The organism is Methanosarcina siciliae T4/M, from assembly GCF_000970085.1.
GTDB lineage: Archaea > Halobacteriota > Methanosarcinia > Methanosarcinales > Methanosarcinaceae > Methanosarcina > Methanosarcina siciliae.
The window spans coordinates 1,063,084-1,081,427 of the sequence record NZ_CP009506.1 but is presented as its reverse complement, the minus strand read 5'-3'; the positions used below and the strand labels follow the sequence as shown (position 1 = coordinate 1,081,427).

14 protein-coding genes, 1 tRNA gene and 4 pseudogenes are annotated in these 18,344 nt (G+C 37.3%); 8 read left to right on the top strand and 11 right to left on the bottom strand.

Translation table 11 applies throughout. The features are described from left to right. Window positions 1-207: 207 nt before the first annotated feature. On the bottom strand, window positions 208-1,407 hold the full coding sequence (locus tag MSSIT_RS04765) for an alanine/glycine:cation symporter family protein (protein WP_269430826.1): 1,200 nt from the start codon (window positions 1,405-1,407) through the stop codon (window positions 208-210). Window positions 1,408-1,410: 3 nt separating this feature from the next. Beyond that, entirely contained in the window at window positions 1,411-1,686 is a 276-nt protein-coding gene (locus tag MSSIT_RS24530; protein WP_231590421.1) for a hypothetical protein, read from the bottom strand. A gap of 237 nt (window positions 1,687-1,923) precedes the next feature. Between MSSIT_RS24530 and MSSIT_RS21685 the strand changes: the two genes are divergently transcribed. From MSSIT_RS21685 to MSSIT_RS04745, 3 genes are all read left to right on the top strand, one after another. Beyond that, a protein-coding gene (locus MSSIT_RS21685) for an IS1 family transposase (RefSeq protein WP_148704729.1) occupies window positions 1,924-2,606 on the top strand; the annotation gives its coding sequence in 2 pieces (ribosomal slippage) (window positions 1,924-2,244 and window positions 2,247-2,606; 681 coding nt in all). A gap of 812 nt (window positions 2,607-3,418) precedes the next feature. Continuing rightward, on the top strand, window positions 3,419-3,637 hold the full coding sequence (locus tag MSSIT_RS04750) for a winged helix-turn-helix domain-containing protein (RefSeq protein ID WP_052721515.1): 219 nt from the start codon (window positions 3,419-3,421) through the stop codon (window positions 3,635-3,637). A 501-nt stretch (window positions 3,638-4,138) separates the two neighbouring features. Next, window positions 4,139-4,549, top strand: coding sequence for an ACT domain-containing protein (locus MSSIT_RS04745; RefSeq protein ID WP_048174508.1), 411 nt, complete (start codon window positions 4,139-4,141; stop codon window positions 4,547-4,549). 520 nt (window positions 4,550-5,069) lie between these two features. Here MSSIT_RS04745 and MSSIT_RS04740 read toward each other — a convergent pair. The 6 genes and pseudogenes from MSSIT_RS04740 to nikR all read right to left on the bottom strand — a co-directional run bounded on the left by MSSIT_RS04740 (window position 5,070) and on the right by nikR (window position 10,077). After that, window positions 5,070-6,188, bottom strand: coding sequence for a calcium/sodium antiporter (locus MSSIT_RS04740; protein ID WP_048170457.1), 1,119 nt, complete (start codon window positions 6,186-6,188; stop codon window positions 5,070-5,072). A 175-nt stretch (window positions 6,189-6,363) separates the two neighbouring features. Further along, complete coding sequence (locus MSSIT_RS04735; protein ID WP_231590420.1) at window positions 6,364-6,891, bottom strand: GNAT family N-acetyltransferase; 528 nt, start codon at window positions 6,889-6,891, stop codon at window positions 6,364-6,366. 70 nt (window positions 6,892-6,961) lie between these two features. Then, a complete protein-coding gene (locus MSSIT_RS22860; protein ID WP_156158787.1) occupies window positions 6,962-7,114 on the bottom strand; it encodes a hypothetical protein in 153 nt (50 codons plus the stop codon). A gap of 194 nt (window positions 7,115-7,308) precedes the next feature. Next, window positions 7,309-8,124 (bottom strand): annotated as a pseudogene (locus MSSIT_RS21680) (DUF4277 domain-containing protein). A 766-nt stretch (window positions 8,125-8,890) separates the two neighbouring features. Continuing rightward, a complete protein-coding gene (locus tag MSSIT_RS04720) occupies window positions 8,891-9,460 on the bottom strand; it encodes a GNAT family N-acetyltransferase (RefSeq protein WP_048170452.1) in 570 nt (189 codons plus the stop codon). Window positions 9,461-9,654: 194 nt separating this feature from the next. Next, on the bottom strand, window positions 9,655-10,077 hold the full coding sequence (gene nikR / locus MSSIT_RS04715) for a nickel-responsive transcriptional regulator NikR (protein WP_048170450.1): 423 nt from the start codon (window positions 10,075-10,077) through the stop codon (window positions 9,655-9,657). Between the two features lie 653 nt (window positions 10,078-10,730). Between nikR and MSSIT_RS04710 the strand changes: the two genes are divergently transcribed. The 4 genes from MSSIT_RS04710 to MSSIT_RS21670 all read left to right on the top strand — a co-directional run bounded on the left by MSSIT_RS04710 (window position 10,731) and on the right by MSSIT_RS21670 (window position 13,522). Next, entirely contained in the window at window positions 10,731-11,510 is a 780-nt protein-coding gene (locus MSSIT_RS04710; protein ID WP_048170448.1) for a peptidylprolyl isomerase, read from the top strand. A gap of 156 nt (window positions 11,511-11,666) precedes the next feature. Further along, window positions 11,667-11,751 (top strand) — tRNA-Ser (locus MSSIT_RS04705). A gap of 340 nt (window positions 11,752-12,091) precedes the next feature. Next, window positions 12,092-12,514 carry a GNAT family N-acetyltransferase gene (locus tag MSSIT_RS04700; RefSeq protein ID WP_048170447.1) on the top strand — a complete coding sequence of 141 codons (423 nt, stop codon included), beginning with the start codon at window positions 12,092-12,094 and terminating at the stop codon, window positions 12,512-12,514. 325 nt (window positions 12,515-12,839) lie between these two features. Then, window positions 12,840-13,522 (top strand): IS1 family transposase gene (locus MSSIT_RS21670; protein WP_156158786.1). Its coding sequence is split into 2 segments (ribosomal slippage): window positions 12,840-13,160 and window positions 13,163-13,522, totalling 681 coding nucleotides; the frame shifts between segments, so codons are not numbered across the junction. Between the two features lie 397 nt (window positions 13,523-13,919). On the opposite strand, the gene MSSIT_RS04685 is transcribed toward MSSIT_RS21670, so the two are convergent. Beyond that, window positions 13,920-14,816, bottom strand: coding sequence for a hypothetical protein (locus tag MSSIT_RS04685; RefSeq protein WP_148704938.1), 897 nt, complete (start codon window positions 14,814-14,816; stop codon window positions 13,920-13,922). A gap of 1,359 nt (window positions 14,817-16,175) precedes the next feature. After that, a pseudogene (locus MSSIT_RS21665) lies at window positions 16,176-16,538 on the bottom strand (transposase); the annotation flags it as partial. Between the two features lie 50 nt (window positions 16,539-16,588). Between MSSIT_RS21665 and MSSIT_RS21660 the strand changes: the two are divergent. Further along, window positions 16,589-17,686 (top strand): annotated as a pseudogene (locus MSSIT_RS21660) (IS630-like element ISMac17 family transposase). 17 nt (window positions 17,687-17,703) lie between these two features. Here MSSIT_RS21660 and MSSIT_RS21655 read toward each other — a convergent pair. Then, window positions 17,704-18,096: pseudogene (locus tag MSSIT_RS21655) on the bottom strand (ISL3 family transposase); the annotation flags it as partial. Between the last annotated feature and the right edge of the window lie 248 nt (window positions 18,097-18,344).

Here is an 18,344-nt window from a genome sequence, read left to right as displayed (position 1 = left end):
TATTATTCAGAACCAAAAAGCCCAAAGAGCCTAAAAGGCCCAAACAAGGTTACCTGAGTTCAAAAAAGGATTCTTCTTAATTAAAGATCCGGACCCGGAGGACCGGATCTTTTGTTTTCTCCAGAAACTCAATCTTTTAATCCGATCCTATATGATCCAGAATGATATGATTTTATCTGGTAAATCATTGCTCCATCTTCTGGATTTTCACTCTTCTTCGTCTGTCACGACTGGCCCCGCCTCTGCCCTCACTTCACGGTTTACGGGAGAATATGCATGTGTGCCTGTTTTTTCGGCTTCAAGGGTTTTGAGGTACTTCTCGGTTTCTTTTACCACCACTCCGCTTAAAGCAAGGAGGGCGATAAGGTTCGGAAAAGCCATTAGCCCGTTGAAGATATCGGCTATGATCCAGACGGCTTCGATTGAGAGGAACCCGCCTGCAGCTACCAGGAAAACGTAGACGGCTTTGTAGGGGCGGATTCCTTTTACGCCTGCCAGGTATTCCACGCAGCGTTCCCCGTAATAGTTCCAGCCCAGGATTGTTGTAAAGGCGAAGAAGATCAGACCTACGGTCACTATATAAGTGCCTGCGGTTGGGAGGAAGGCTGCAAAGGCGGTGTTGGTCATGTATGCGGCTTCGCTGGCTCCTGCTGTCCAGGACCCGCTAAGGATGAGAGCGAGCCCGGTCATGGTACAGATAATAATCGTATCAAAGAAAGTCCCGGTCATGGAGATCAGGCCCTGTTTTGCAGGTTCTCTGACCCGGGCTGCAACTGCTGCGATCGGGGCACTACCGAGCCCGGACTCGTTTGAGAAGATCCCCCTGGCAACTCCCATCTGGATGGTAAGCATTACGCCTGCACCGAGGAAACCCCCGCTTGCAGCAGTTGGGGTAAAAGCGCTCTTTACGACAAGGGCAATAGCCGAGGGCAGGTTTTCGAGGTTAAAATAAATTATGACAAGACAACCCAGTACGTAGGAAAGTGCCATGAAAGGCACCAAGAGCTGAGCTACGCGCGAAATACTCTTGATCCCTCCGATAGTTACCAGAGCTACCAGCAGGGCGATGATAATTGCCGTGTCGCTGCCCGGAATTCCGAAGGTGATTTCCACGGAGTTTACGATTGCGTTTATCTGGGTGAAGGTACCTACTCCAAAACAGGCAGCACAGATTCCAAAGAGGGCAAAGAGTTTGGCGAGAATCCCGCTGTAGCTTTTATGCCCGAGCCCGTTTTTGATGTAGTACATGGGCCCGCCGGACATCTGCCCGTTTTCGTCAACGGTTCTGTATTTGACTGCCAGGAGGGCTTCGGAGTACTTGGTTGCCATTCCGAAAAAGGCTGCAAGCCACATCCATAAAAGGGCTCCTGACCCCCCATTTGCAATGGCCGTTGCAACTCCGACTATGTTTCATGTTCCTATTGTTGCCGAAAGTGCCGTACAGAGTGCAGCAAAACTTGAGACATCTCCCTGCGCTTTCGTATCAATTTTCCGGGAACGGGCTACGTATATCAATGCCGTGGACAACCTGGACACCTGAATAAATTTCAGGCGCAATGTCAGGTAAGCTCCTGTGCCCACAAGCAGGAGCAGGAGAGGAGGACCCCAGACCAGGCTGTCGATACTGTTGAGGAGGGAGATTATTTCTGACGAATTTAATAATTCGAATATCGAACCTACTACCATTGGAATCAAACCTTAAAATAAACAGAATAGAGGGGTTTTGGAAAATTCAGCATTCGCAGGCGATCTTTTTCTTTCCCTGGTTTTAGTTGAAGTGACTCTTTTCCAAGTAGATCTACGTTCTTTCAAGTTCTTTCCAAAAACTTAAAGAAAATATCCTACCCTGCCATGCAGCGTCATTATATTTTTTGGTATTGGTAGTTAATTATAGTTATATATTATGAAAACCTATATTTCTGCATGAATTGCCCAAGATGCAAAAGTTCCAATCACACAAAAAACGGTATAGTTTGTGGACGTCAACGCTACAAATGCCACGATTGTGGGTATAACTATTCAGTCGAGCTAAAATCAACTGCTAGTTCTCCTTTAGTTAAGAGACAGGCTTTGCAACTTTATCTTGAGGGATTAGGATTTCGCTCAATAGGACGATTTTTAGGGGTAAGTCATGTTTCTGTCCAAAAATGGATAAAGAAATTTGGTCAGGAGATGGAGGAGCTAAAAAGCGAAAATGAGATATCTATTGTTGAACTGGATGAGATGCACACTTACATCGGTAACAAAAAAAATATTGCTGGATCTGGATTGCTGTTGATAGAGTTGGGAAAAAGTTCATCAACTGCTCTTTTGGTAGCAGGGGAACGAAAACTGGACAACTACTCTGGGAAAAATTAAAGAAGAAAGAGATTGGAGAAGTGATGACTGATCACTGGAGGGCATATGCAGAGTTTATTCCTGAAACTATTCATACTCAATCCAAAGCAGAAACGTATACAGTTGAAGGATATAACGGCATATTAAGGCACTTTCTGGCAAGGTTGAGACGAAAGACAAAGTGTTATACCAAGAGTATTGAAATGCTAAAGTACTCTGTTCTTCTATTGATGAAACACAGAAATAAAGAGTTATCTATACTTAATTAACAATACCTATTTTTTAACTAAAAATAGTCGGAAAAATTATTATATTTAAAAACATTGATTTTTTTTATTTATATATAAATAAATATATTTATTTATTGAATACAAAATTCGCATATGTTTACCCAAAAACATTATTTAGAGAGCTTTTTCTCTTACCTTTCTCATAACTTATAAGGTAAATTTGTTCTACCTTTATAGATAATATATAATGTAACCGTTAGGTATATATACCATGCTTGTGGCTTTTTTGCATCCAATGTACTTATTTTAGTCTCTATCATCAGAAACTGTTTTTTGATCAGGTTCTCTGCACCAACTACAATACGACTAATTTAACTTAATCCTGTATAACAGGCTTTTTTTACGAAAATTTTATAGTATTCCAGTGTAACATATATGTTATCAGTATATTGCTTAAGAATAACTTGTCCTATAACCCTTGGAAATGTCTGTTCATTTTGGGGAAAACGTAATGAGACAGCTGTATTATTTAGGATTGTTTAATCAAGGGTTGTTTGATTAAGGGCCGTTTGATTAAGGGTTGTTTGATTAAGGGTTGTTTGATTAAGGATTGTCTGCAACGAAGAGAAGATTTTTGCTTTGATTGACAGGGAATTTGGCTTGAGACTGATGAATGTTCCAAAGTTAAAGTTCCTCGGGTTTATTCTTCATGTTCCCATAAATTGTAGATTTATATAACCAGTTCAAACTTCAAAAAACAACCTGGGTTAATCTCAGAAATAATGAGCATCTCTCAAAAGCGGTGCAAATTTAACAGAAATAACAATTGTAATAAAGTAATAGGTGATAATATGACGGAGTATATGAATTCCAAGATAGGGGAAGCCGCAGGAGCGCTATATCACAGGCTGGAAGAAGGAGAATGCAGCCTGAACCAGATAAAGAATCATCTGAACTCAAACGGCTTTGACTCTCAGATGGCTCTGATGGCCGTTGGCTGGCTTGCCAGGGAAGACAAGATTGTCCTCAACAGGGGGTCTAACCGCTGGTCTGTCCGGTTGAATGAATAAGTCCGGGTAATGTTGAGTAAATAAGTTCAAGTAATTTCGAATGAAAGTATCAACCGGGAAATTTCTCCCAAAAGGATCTCATGTCATTGTAAGGCCCCTTTTCTTCAGAAAAACCGAATCTCAAGAAAGTTTCTGGCTGCTGGTTTGCCAGTTAACAGGAAGTGTTTTACGAATTTTGAAAAGTCACTGAAAGTCTTGAATAAAAGAATTTTAAGTCTGAATAGCTCCCGATAAGTACCGGGCCTTGAGGGATAGAAGAGATGCGTATCTTTTCCTTTCCAGTCTTTATTTTTTTGTTTCTCAGTGCTTTAAGGGTTTCCGGGTTTTTATATAAATTGATTTCATAGGTTCCCCTGGGAAGTATCTGTCACTTTGAAAATAACATTCAGCGACTGGTTGTGTGCGTCTTCAAAAGAAACTTCCTGAAAATATCTGTTACTCGCAAAAACTTCTAACGAAACAAATAAAAAACAAGAAGGAAAATGGAAGTCGATGTCGGGCATGAAGCAGAATAAGCTTACTTTGAGTGTCCTGAAAAGCATATTCGGGATTTGTAAACTGGATTCAGGGTCTGAAATCCCCTCATGGGTTTATGAGGGCAGTTTCTTTTCGATTACGAAAACCTCTAAAGAACTTTCTTTAGTCTGCCCGGAAAGCAGTATTCCTATAAATATCCCGGAAAAAGTTCGGGTTGAGAGAGGCTGGAGTTGCCTGAAGGTTGAAGGCCCCCTGGATTTCGGGCTCACCGGAATTCTTGCAGGAATCAGCAGGATCCTTACTGATAATGATATCAGCATATTTGCTGTCTCTACGTATGATACAGATTACATCCTTATCAGGGAAAAATGTCTAAAACTTGCAGTAAGAGCCCTTGAAGAGGCAGGTTACGAGGTTCGAAACAAGAATTACTAAACGGTTGATGTTTTACCTGAATATCGGATGGAATTAATCAGTTTTGGCATGCCATGCTTCAAAAAAACAGTATCTTACCCCCTATTCAAAAGAATATGAAAATAACTTGATGCTGCTGCTATTCGAAGAAACCAAATGCCATAGGAGTATCCCCGGATAAGAAATACCCCATTGACTCTGAAAATCTTTTTTCAATTCATAATTTTATTCCACAATTTTTGTCCACCTTCGGTTGCTCTTACTTTCGTCTTTCTTCTCCCTCTTCTTTTTTCTTCTTGTTTGTGGGAAGACCGTTCTCCTTCGTCGAGCGGGAAAAGAACGACCCTATATGGCTAATAAGGTTTTAAGGCTCGGATAGATCCATATTATTTAGTCTGCTTGAGCGTAGCTCATTTCTCCCGCAAATAGTCTGCTTGAGCGAGCGATAGCGAGTGAAACAGACAGCGTACTGCAGAGCCGCAACTCTGCTGCCGCAACTCTGCTGCTGCAATTCAAGTGGGCTGGAAATCAGGGTAGTTTCTTATCCGATGCGGAAGATGGAAAACATGAATCCGCAGTAAAGAAGGAGAAGGATAACTCCTTCAGTCCTTTTTATCCTCCAGCCCGTGCGGATAAAGAGCAGGAGCAGGAGACTGATAAACAGCATGAAGGGAGTTATATAATATATACTGATTTTGGTTACGGTGAGGGGGTTGACAAGCCCCGAAAAGCCCAGAATCAAAAGCGTATTCGTAATATTTGAACCTATAACGTTTCCAAGAGCTATGCTTGCATAACCGCTGCGGGCTGCAGAAATCGTTACCATAAGCTCGGGAAGGGAAGTCCCGATTGCAACAAGGCTTATACCAATAAGGGTTTCCGGGATCTCCAGCAGCAGGGCAAAAAATATTGACTGCTCTATGAAGTACTTTGCTCCAACAATTATAGCAATTCCGCTTACAATCAGCTTGATAAGTTCTATTAAAAGGCTACTTTCAGAAAGATTTTTTATTTCACTTTTACTTTCTTTCTCGATCTCAATCTCAGTTCCATTTTCGCTTCTAATATCAGTTTCTGTTTTGATTCCAATTCCATTTTTTACTTCAATTCGCCCTCGAATTCCTGTTTCAATTCTCGCTTTTAAATCGAAGATGTACTCAAACTTGAAAAAATAGTTCATAAAGTCCTTGAAGTATATGTCTTCTTCGTGTTTTTTCACCTTATCAAGCAGGAACAGGAGATAGACAAAGTAGAACAAAAGAAAAATTAAGGCTTCAAGCCTTGAAATTCTAAAGTCCAGAATAAACAGTAAAAAAAGAAAGAGGGAAAAGAACATTATGTAACCGTCTCTTCGAAGCATCAGCTCTTCAGTTCTCACGTTGGACAGAAGGGCAGCAGTACTAACGATCAGTCCTATATTTGCAATGTTTGATCCGAGTACATTGCCTATGACTATACCATTTGCGTGTTCGAAGGATGCCGTAAGGGAGGAGGCAAGCTCAGGTACGGATGTCCCGATTGATACAAGGGTTAATCCGATTATAAACTCCGAGACCCCAAATCTCTCCGCAATCAAGGACGAAGACATTACAAAAAGGTCTGCTCCTTTTACCAGCAGCAGCAGTCCACCTACAAAAATAAGGACGTCAACCAGATACACATTGAACTGTGAACTCGAGTTTTATTTAAGCATATCCTTTTACCTTCCTGACCTGGTAAAAGGATGATAAGTGATAAACTGTAAAAAAAGGAGAAAATTCTCCTCAGTTAACGATTTCCTGAAATTGTGGATTCCTGCAGGAAAATAACAAATGTAAAAACAATTAAGGAATTATTCAGGCAAGCTTTAACTCCATTAAATAGCATTTCTCTTGCTTACCACATACTTCTTCGATTTCTTTGATTATTTGAAAATTCATTTTCTCATATAGTTTTATAGCAGGAGTATTGATAACATTTACATACAGGAGAACTGAAGTTATTCTGTTCAATTTCATCTCCTTTATGCTTTCTTCCAGCAGCTTTCTTCCATGGCCCATCCCCCGGAAGTTGTTGTCAATTGCAAATGACTGTATCACAGATTTCTTTTTCAGCCCTTTGAAAGAGAGTTCTGGTTTCAGGTAGTATGTGCAGTAACCTGCAATTTTGTCCCGGCTTTTTATTACGTAAAAGATTTTTCTTAGTTTCTTTGAGGATTTTTGAAGTTTGTTCTGGGTTTCCCTATCAAAGTTCTCGGCATGAATTCTAAAAATCTCAGGGAGCATAGTTTCATCTACAAGTACAATATTTTCCTTCTCAGTACTTTTCCATTCCTTTAAGAGGTAGGCTCCTAAAGTATCCTGCAGCAGTTTCTTAAAACTCATAAGGTATGCAACTAATCTTTTATAAATTCGTGTAGGATTTATAGAACCACCTTTAAGCTGAAAGCCACTGTTATAATTCTCCGTGGGTTTTTTCGTTGCTGCTATCAAAAGAAACTCTTTCCTTTGCTGCAGATCTAAAGTCATGGTTTGCAGGCATACGGGGTTGTATATTTTTATTGGCATGAAAGCACTTTGGCATGAAAGCACTTTCAATTACTTTCATTATTTGTGCTTGTTATTCGAAGAATTTTCGGTATGTCTTTTATGTACTCTTGGATTAATGTACTCCCGGAGTCCTTAATTACCGGAAAAAGGTGTAGAGAGTACACCTTATAATAGTCTGGAAGTACGGGGATTTCAATAAAACCTAATATTGACCACTTGCCTATATAACTTGCCTTCGGCAGGTCTCTTCAATTATAGATGGATTTCTTCATATTTCTCCTCCATAAGACTTAAAATCTTACAATGTATCTCTTCCATATTCAAAATTTCAGACTCAATTCTCTCTTTTTTTCGGTAATAAGCTCTATGATTCCCTGAAATATAAAAAATATCCATCTCATCGCGGGAGTTTTTGCAGACTTCTTTATCTGGTATGGAACAGTTCCATTCTCTTCTTTCAATCTTGTCCTCAACTTCCATTCTGCAATTGAATAAATCAGGAGATAGAGAACCATTATCATTACAAGTGCTTCTGTTCTTGTTTTCTTTTTTAGGAAAACTTTCGATATGCTGAAGGTGTCACTTTTCAAGAATCCGAACCCTTTTTCAACCTTATCTTGCCTATGATAGTGATTTTGTCTGGAGCGTTTCCCGAATGAGTACTCATGAAAAGGGTATACCTTGCTGATTTACAATTAAACTCAATACTAATTGCTTAAGGTCCCATCTTCCGTTTTTAAGCAGTCCAAAATTGATGTCTCCTATTGCGCATTGATTCAGGTATTCCTTGGTTACGTCTTCTCCAAAGAGCCATCCTGTTGAAATATTTTTAAAAAAATTAGGAAATAAGTACAAACGTTGCCCCAAGAAACCAAGACCATTGATTACCATGGCAGGAATACGGATCGAATGGGATATTTTATGATCTCTTTTCTTAGGGAGCTTCTCATCAATAAGTTTGTCAACTTCAAGTTCCTGGAAAACTCCAGCTATGAGACCAAGGTGACTTAAAAAGCTTGCCCGTTTCAAAGCTACATCAACGTTTCTAATGCTGTTTCTTTCTGCCATGGGAAGACCAGGGAAAATATACACATTCATATAAAATTATTAATATTAATCTATATGTTTACCTGCCGAATCTAGGATATAATGAACATAAAAATAATTTTATTGAAGATCAAAATGTCTACCGAAATTCTCACTCTTATATAATTAAGCTTTTGTATAAAACATTTTCACTAAAAACAACTTCATTAAGTATTGGTGTAAGAAGAATTATTTCGGTCGAATACCTCGCTAGTTTGCTGCGGGGATAGAAAACTTCCCCGGTAACCGTTAACGATAACATGATTTATCAATTCCATTTTTTGGTTGTAAACTTCCGTTCAAATTATATTGTTCAGGTTATTGTCTCCTTTAATGTAATTTGGATCCGTGGCGCGAACAGACCCCATTGCTTGTAGCGGGGTACACCAGCGCAACGTTGATTGTAAAAAACTCACTTTCCGCAGTAAAATTTCATACATTCATAGTTTTTAATGCTATCGATTTTCACGTAGTGGGGGTGAATCATTGATCAAATTTGAAAAAACGAGTACACACTCCATGTTCGATTGAACGTAAATTTCTTGGATTTCTACGGATAAGTTACAAATAATCCGGTGGCATACTTGGTGACCAAGAAAAGTAGCATTCAATTTACAATAATTTCCATTCGGTTCTCTATGATTTTATATGTTTTGAATACGATATCAGAAGAAATTTTGATGTTATTAAAAATACCGAGTAATGTGGGGGGGAAAAAATTTCCAGGGAGAGATTCATAAAAATTTGATCAAAAAAGTTTCAGTTCCATTTTGTAACATCTCTCATTTTCTCCACATATATTTTCTACTTCTTTGACTATAAAGAAACCTGTTTTCCTGTACAAATTAATGGCATGAGTATTATTTACATTCACATATAGGAAAACGGACAACACCCCATTAAGCTTCATTTCCTTGATGCTTTCTTCCAGAAGCTTCTTGCCGAATCCCTTATTTCTAAATTTAGTGTCAACTGCTATCGAATAAACCACCGATTTTTTCTCAAATCCTCTGGATGAAAAAGCCGGTTTCAGGTGATACATACAGTAACCTATTACCTGGTCCTGACTCTTAATAACATAAAAGACATTTCTAAATTTCTTTGAGCATTTGATAATATCTCCATGTTTTTCATTTTTAAACCCTTCTGCCTGAATTTTAAAGATCTCCGGAAGCATTGTATCGTCAACGGTCTCAATATTTTCATTCTCTAACTGTTCCCATCCTTTTAAGAGAAAAAATCCTACCGTATCCCGTAAGGTTTTTTTGAGCTCTCTTAAATAGATGTCTGGTTTTGCGTGGATTTTTCCAAGATACATATATATCCCTTAGGTGTTGGAACTGAAAGAAATAGAGTAACTATTTTTTTCTAAATTCCAGGAGGTTGGATCGCAATAATTTGTTTTTCTGTTTAGGGTTTACGTATAATTTCAAAAAATCTCTCACAGAAGCGGTCAATAGACAAATTTTAGGTCATCTGCGAAATAAGATAGATTTTTTCAGTCCCCTTTGTTTATTTTGTCTTCACTTCAGGCACGGTTGTCAATCGGGAGTGCTTAACTCCTTTTAGGCTGAGGATTTTTTCAGCCAGTTCTACTATTTTTTCCCCTTCTCCTTCGAGGATTATAGCTTCAAAGCAGAAATCTTCTTCCATATGGAAATGAACCGAAGATGTTATCAGGGATATATATTCATGCTGAATTTTTGCCAGGGAACTTGTTATGCCTTTTTTTGAACAGTCATATACCAGAGAGATGGTTGCAGCTCTTGTGCCTTTTATCTGCTGCATCCACTCATAGTGCTGGTTATATGTTCTTATGGAATCCCTTATACCTTCAGAACGCGAGGAATATCCTCTCTTCATAAGGGTTTCATCAAATCTATCCAGAAGTTCCCCCGGAAGGGAAACCCCTATTCTCTTGAGGTTTTTTTCCATACATATCTCCTGAAAGCGGAGTCCTTTTTATCGGGCCTTTCCTGCTAAAACCGTTTGAATGAAAAATCAAGCAGTTTGCCAAACAGATAAAAACCACTATATCTCCTTATCCCCATCAAATATTATATCCAAGGTTGTATTTAATATTTTATCGTATTCAGGGCTATTAACAGTAGTACAGAGTAAAAATGACTAATAACTGGAGAATTTTGATTCAAAGAAGGTTTCTGGCTGGAGTAATCAAAATCATTCCGGGGATTTATCTTATAAATATAGCATGACTGGATCTTTCCGGACGGGCATCTCTATGCCGAAACATCCCTTCGAAAGCTGAGATAAAGGTTATTTTTACCTCGGGGACAGTTCACAAGCCGAAAGTGAAAGGAATTCTTCTCTCTTTATACAGGTTGAACTTTTTCCATCAAGTCATCTAAATGGCAGCCGGTGCTGTTTCATGAGGGATTCCACTCAATTTCAAATTTATACAATGACCGTCGAGCTTTTAGGCAACCAAGCTGATTCCCAAAAAGCTTATTAAAGCCAGAGTTCTATAGCGTGGAACGCGTTTACTTTGAAAGATCAGGAATTTAACTGATAGAGGATAATTTCCTTGCTTATCAAGTTTAATTAATTTAATAAAAGAGTTGATAATTATGGCAATTCAAAAAGGCGATTTCATAAAGTTAAACTACACAGGTAGATTTGAGGACGGCAGGATTTTCGATACAACAGACGAAGAGCTTGCAAAAAAGGAAGAGATCTTTAACCCCCGCGGCCTTTACGGCGGAGACGTTGTTATTGTCGGGGCAGGGCACACCATTGAGGGCCTTGATGAGGATCTTGAAGGAAAAGAAGCCGGATACTCCAGCACAATTACCATCCCTCCGGAGAAAGCATTCGGTCCGAGCGACTCCAAGCTCATTGAAACCGTTTCCATAACCAAATTTCAGGACAGAAATGTCCACCCTGGCCTGCCTGTTGAACTGGACGGCAGAAGAGGAGTTGTCAGCAGGGTTATCGGTCGCAGGGTCACTGTAGACTTTAACAGCCCGCTTGCAGGCAAAACCGTCAGCTACGAGTACACCATTGAAAAACTCCTTGAGGACAATGTTGAAAAGATCCAGGGCCTTCTTGCCCTCTACACCGGCATGCGCGACATGGAGGTCGAGATCGTTGACGGTGTTGCAAAGATCAACGTACCCACAGGCCTGACCTTCAACCAGCGCTGGCTCATGGCAAAGAACAGGGTCGCATCCGAACTCTTCAAGTACGCCGGGTTCAAAGAAATACAGATCATCGAGAAACTTACAGCTGAAGCTGAAGTCCTTGTCCCTGCAGAACCTGAGGCTGAGGCGGGAGCTGAAGCAGAAGCCGAAACTGAAGCAGAAGCTGAAGCAGAAGTTAAAGAAGAGACTTCAGAGTCCCAGGAATAATTTTACTGAATTTACAGAAAAGCGAGGAGATCTTTCTCTTCGCAAATTTTATATATAATAATCAGGTTGTCTGTATACGCTTCCCGGCATATAAGGGCGATTTGCCAGACTTGGTCCGGAAAGCTAGAAAAAAACATTGAATGTATTTTTCAACATGCTGAGGTAGCCAAGCGGACCACGGCGCCGGTCTTGAAAACCGGTAGCGCCACGCGCTACGGGAGTTCGAATCTCCCCCTCAGCGTCTAATTTATTCGGCTTTTCTTATAAAAGTAATTTTGTTTCTATTTTACGAAACGGTTTATCGGAGTAGTTGCGGCCTTTTCTTAATACTATAACTCAACATCAAATTTCATTGCTTATGGCTAACTGATTTAAACCCCAAATATTAACATTAATAGTTTCGCCCCAATAGCCAACCCAGCTAATGTTACTATTAACATAGCTGCTGAAATAAACAAGCCGACAATTACTACCCCAAATACAGCCACTTGGGCTTTAGCAAATGCATCGAAGAGATCACAACACTCAAATCATCTATTGAATAAAAAATAGAGAATTTCTACATATCCAGAGGAAAATTAATGAATTTGAAAATTCAACGTACTTGTTTAAATATCGATTGGCATCAGGTTTCAAAAATATTAAGAGAAGTTAATATGGCATCTTTTGAGGAAAATGTGCATAAAACAGCCTTTGAAAATAGCCACACTGTTATATTTGTTTATGATGATGAAAAGCTAATTGGCTTTGGGCGTGCAATTTCAGATGGAGTATATCAAGCTGCAATTTATGACGTAGCGGTATTGCCTGAATATCAGGGCAATAAGATAGGAAAGAAAATTGTTGAACACATTTTAAATTCACTTCCTCAATGCAATTTTATACTGTATGCCTCTCCTGGCAAAGAGCCTTTTTATGAAAAATTAAATTTCAGAAAGATGAAAACAGGAATGGCTTTATTTCGCTACCCAGAAATAATGCAGAAGAAAGGTTTTACTGAATAAACAATGTTCTTTGAAGCAGTTATTGAATATTCATCAGAATCTGGACATGATAATGATTCGTTGTTTTAGAAGATTTCTACAGAGCCAAATCAATACAAAAAGTAAGATCACATTTTAATTCCAAGCTGTGGAACATACTTCATATAAGCCTCTCTAAGCTCATCATGTGTAATGTGATGATAAATATCAATTGCTTCTTTTCTGGAATCTCCCCGGAGCTCCTGAACATATTCTCGGGGACATCCAGAACGCCTTAACCAGGTAGTAAAAAAGTGGGCATTGGTAGTTAATTATAGTTGTATATTATGAAAACCTATATTTCTGCATGAACTGCCCAAGATGCAAAAATTCCAATCACACAAAAAACGGTATAGTTTGTGGACGTCAACGCTACAAATGCCACGATTGTGGATATAACTATTCAGTCGAGCTAAAATCAACTGCTAGTTCTCCTTTAGTTAAGATACAGGCTTTGCAACTTTATCTTGAGGGATTAGGATTTCGCTCAATAGGACGATTTTTAGGGGTAAGTCATGTTTCTGTCCAAAAATGGATAAAGAAATTTGGTCAGGAGATAGAGGAGTTAAAAAGCGAAAATGAGATATCTATTGTTGAACTGGATGACATGCACACTTACATCGGTAACAAAAAAAATATTGCTGGATCTGGATTGCTGTTGATAGAGTTGGGAAAAAGTTCATCAACTGCTCTTTTGGTAGCAGAGGAACGAAAACTGGACAACTACTCTGGGAAAAATTAAAGAAGAAAGAGATTGGAGAAGTGATGACTAATCACTGGAGGGCATATGCAGAGTTTATTCCTGAAACTATTCATACTCAATCCAAAGCAGAAACGTATACAGTTGAAGGATATAACGGCATATTAAGGCACTTTCTGGCAAGGTTGAGACGAAAGACAAAGTGTTATACGAAGAGTCTTGAAATGCTAAAGTACTCTGTTCTTCTACTGATGAAACACAGAAATAAAGAGTTACCTCTATTTAATTAACAATACCGTTTTTTATAAATGAGTCTATCCAAAACCAATTTCTTTCCTAATTAAATAAGAGTTTTCAACCTATTTTCTTAATCATTAGACCAATTATTAATTCAATACTTGAAATAAAGAGAAACAGTTTTGAGTTTTGGGGCCAGCTCCCTGTATATTGTCATAAAGTCTAATATACAAGTGAACATAAAAAATAGAAGGAAAAAGAAGAAAGGGAGATCAATAAAGGAGATTGTGATGATTTTAATAAGAAAAGCATAGTAGAAAGGTTTTTTTAGCAGGATAGAGTCATGCAAAAAAGTCTTACCAAAGTATGAAATCAAAGATATATCATACCTTGGCGTTGTAATCTTAGCAGCAATAATCAAGTCAAATCAAGTTGTTTGGAATTAAATCTTTAAAAATCTATATATAATTCACCTGAGTTACTAGCTACATATTTGTATGGGTTTCCTGAAATAAAAGTTATATAATGTGATCCTACTGTACAGTAGTAACCAGTATCTTCTACGATTGCACTATCTTCTGCCTCTACTGAATAGCACCATGTATCTTCATCAATGGCCGCATCTATATATTCATCTCCTGCTGGATAATATAGATAAGAAAGTACCTTCATATAGGGCACTGTTGTGAGTGGAGTTGGATAAAACATAAATGTTGTAGAGGAAAATTCAGCCTCAGGTGCTGAGTTTGCATAAAGGCTTGATTGAGCAAATGCTATATGAGAAGGTATTTCAATTTTAACTTTTGGGAATAACTTAGCTGCAGGTAATGTTGGGGTAGGCCATACCATTTTAGTTTTATAATCTAATTCTACTATATCTTTTGGTGTCTTTGCTTGCACATCAGGGAAAACTTCTTCCATGAATTCTCCAACTGACATATCTTGTCCAGAAATTTCATTGAGTTTTTTGAGCTGACTTTCATTAGCAGTAGCTGATATGTGTCCACTTTTTTCTTTAAGTGGGACAATTCTTACCGACATGGTTGCTGGAAGAACCTTATTTTCAGATACTATTGTTACATTTGAAGTTTGTATAGATTCGACATCCATACCAAGATTATTCAATTCATCAATAATTTGATAAAGCTGATCTGTACATATTAGGACATCTTCATATGATGAGTTATTATCTGTAACTATCATATTATAATTTTCAACATTTTTTTGTAGACGAAAATCCAATTCTTTTATTTTTTCGGTGTCATTTCCATTTGCTGATGCAACTGGAGCTAGTAGGATTGCTATTGTTAGAATTGATGTAAACAGCATTTTATTATTTCTTTTCACGAAATCCCTCAATATGGTAAAAATATATAGGGCATTATCTTTTTTTTCAATTTAATAAATTATGTAAGACCTGAAAGAACACTGTTCCCAAATCTAGTGATTTTTAATTTTATATCATCTCTTGATTCGGGTACAGAGTCATAAAAAGCTGTTTTTAATTGAAATTATTGTACAACGGGGTTCTATAGAAAAAAATCCAATCTCCATTGATGAAATAAGCTGAAAAGAAACCAATATATCTAGATTAGAATTTTCAGTTCAACTTTATGAAGATTCATTCTTTCTAAGAATTTCTACGCGCTCTAGAACAGCATATATTATCTACTTCCGTGTATATATGTGTTTAGGAATATTATATATTTAGAAAGTAGTCTATTTATAATAATATTTGCTTTATAAATATGGAACTTGCCTTTATTTATATAAAATTTTCTATAAATTTAGTTTTTTATATCATATGGCTGTAAAGTTTAGTTAATATGCAGAAACTTTTTGCTCTCAAGTAGAATAACCCCCTATCAAAACAGACTTATATATATTTATTAAATAGAATTCTTTAATATAGTCTTTGATTTGCAGAAGAAGAAAAGAAGGCTTATTTTCATTCTCTTCCTTTCAGTATTTCAGCATTTATTAAAAAATCCTATAATCTCACCCTTTGTTTAAATTCCTGGCTTCTTTCGTTGAAATTCCTAATAAATTTCAGTTTGAGATTCAGAGAAGCAATTTTTAGTTTTAGGACCAACTCAACCAATGTTTCAAATTCTCTTCTTTGTGATTCACTTATCCAATAATTATGCACATCTTTTTCCGTTGCTGAGTCTAATGAGATCATATTTGGAGTGTTTTCCATTTTCCTGTTGAAATATTTTTCATTTTTTGATTTCTCTATCTAAACAGTCTTTGCGTCACAAAAATAGGCGAAATGTATTGCCTGGATAATACTTAATAAAAAAACTAAATATTCCTACAATCACAGATTTCCATTCTGATTCAAGATATACTTTGGATATTCTATACCACATGTAAGCTATCAATGCATAACCGACAAAAAGAATAATCCAAAATAAGAATCAGCAAACACTCATACCAGCAATGTCAAAAAGTAAGCATGCTCTAACTAATTGACGGTATTGGTATCCGTGCATAATACCCTTTACCACTTCAGGTATCACTAGACATTTTACTATAAACTTTGGCCGGAATAATTTAACATATCTAAAAACAATTGACCAAATTGTTGAATTCCCCATAAACAAAACTCAAATTTACTGAGTAACAACACATAATCCTATGGTTTAGTTTTTCCTCATTTTAAAATTTGCCACAAGGAAATATGTGTCTCGGCTCTTCACTATTTCATGTGGGTAACTCAAATTTAAGTTCTCCTAATTTTAGATAGATCATATTAATAAAATATTGTATGCTTTTAAATCCTCTTGCATTTCTGTTTTGCAACTGTACAATACTGTTAATTCCTTCGAGGATTCCATTCGTTATCTTTGAGTCGAAATAATTCAATATCCCATCCCAATGTTTTTTGACCGTATTTGCTGCTTCAGTTATTGGAGTTAACCTGCTATGAGTTGCCCAGAAATACCATTTTTTGAGATATTGTGTAGCTTCTTTCCTATTTTTAGAATCCCAAAACTCTTGAAGACTTAACTTTACATTATATGCTCTTACTGTTTTCAGTTTTTGATTCTTAAGAGCTAGTACCTTGACAGCTTAGTTGTGAGTCACTTATATACTTTGAGTTATTTTTATATCATATGTTAAATATTAATCTTAACAATAATGAAGTGAAATTCCTTACAAACTTTATAAAAAAAGGACTGAAAAGTGCAAGATCAATTACCAGAGCACGTATTCTACTACTGGCAAATCAGGGAAAAGGAGACACCGAGATTGCAAAAACGTTAGGTGTTGGTAGGAGCACCGCTTTAAGGATAAGGAAAAGATATCTTGAAGAAGGTCTACAAAGTGCTTTGGTAGATAAGCCAAGATCAGGTCAACCTAAAAAATATAATGAAAGGCATACTGCAGAAATAGTAGCTTTAACATGCACCAAACCTCCTGAAGGAAGAAAGAGATGGTCGCTTGCACTGCTCTGTGAGGAATTGAGAAAAAAAGAAGGCTTTGAAACGATAAACAAAGAAACTATCAGACTTATTTTGAAAAAGAATAAAATTAAACCCTGACTGAAAAAAATGTGGTGCATTGAAACGATTAATTCTGAATACAGAAAGAGAATGTACGACGTTCTTGACCTATACGAAGAAGATTACGACCCGAAAAGACCTATTATCTGTCTCGATGAGAAACCCAAACAACTTATCGAAGATAAGCGAAAGCCCATTCCAATGAAGCCTGGAAGTCCAGAGAAGTATGATTATGAGTACACCAGGAATGGAGTGGCAAACATATTCATAGCTGTAGAATTCAAAGCAGGAAAAAGGGTCACTCAAGTTACTCAAAGAAGAACAATGACAGATTTTGCACGATTCATGAAACTTCTTGTCATCGATGAATATTCAGAAACTGAAGTAGTCCGGGTAGTTACAGATAATCTCAATATCCACAAAGAGAAATCATTCTATGAAACATTCAGCGAAGATGAAGCTGAAAAGATTCTGGAAAAGATAGAATTTCATTACACGCCAAAACATGCAAGTTGGCTCAATGCAGCCGAAATAGAGATTAGTGTGATGGATGAAGAATGTACTGATAGGCGAATAGGTGACATTGGAATGCTTACGAATGAAGTGGATGCTTGGACCAAGAGAAAAAATGAAAATAAAAAGAAAATAAACTGGAAGTTCACAAAGAAAATTGCTAATGAGAAGATGTCCAAATATTATGTTTCATAATTAAATTGTCAAGGTACTAGAAACCTTTCTTTTTGCTTTTCACTCAAATTCCCTTCATTTTTGAGCCATAGGTACTTACTATTCTTCAATTTTTTATCGTTGATTGTTCCTGTTTTCTAACTTCATCAACTGCTTCATTCATCATTTTCATTACATGGAACTTATCAAATGTAATTTTTACATCTGGAAATTCACTTGAAATTCCATTAATGAAGGCTGATGACATATCACAGCTAATGGAGCGAATCATGGACTGAACAGTTTTCACCGCTACATTTAGGGCAAGGAAATTTAGATCCTTTTTAAAATCGATCCAAATATCAAGTTGCTTTAATTCGGATTAAAATCAATATCCTAATGTACCAAGGATCTTCGATATTCAAAACTTTCTGAAAAAGTTCGTTGTAAATGATCGATCAAACTCCTGCAATTATATGAATTAAAGTGCCATGAATCAAAGTGTCCGATATAGTTTAAGCGGGCTCCGGCTCGAGTTCAACCGATGAGAATAGCTGTCTCTTTTCCCTTCATTTTTTTGAACAAATTTTCAGGCAAGCTGCAAAAAAGCCGACTACATGGTTAAGGCATTGTCTTGGATCCCCAAGAAAGTTGTACTTCAAAACCTGAACAGCTGCACATAAAAACAGTATCATTAACA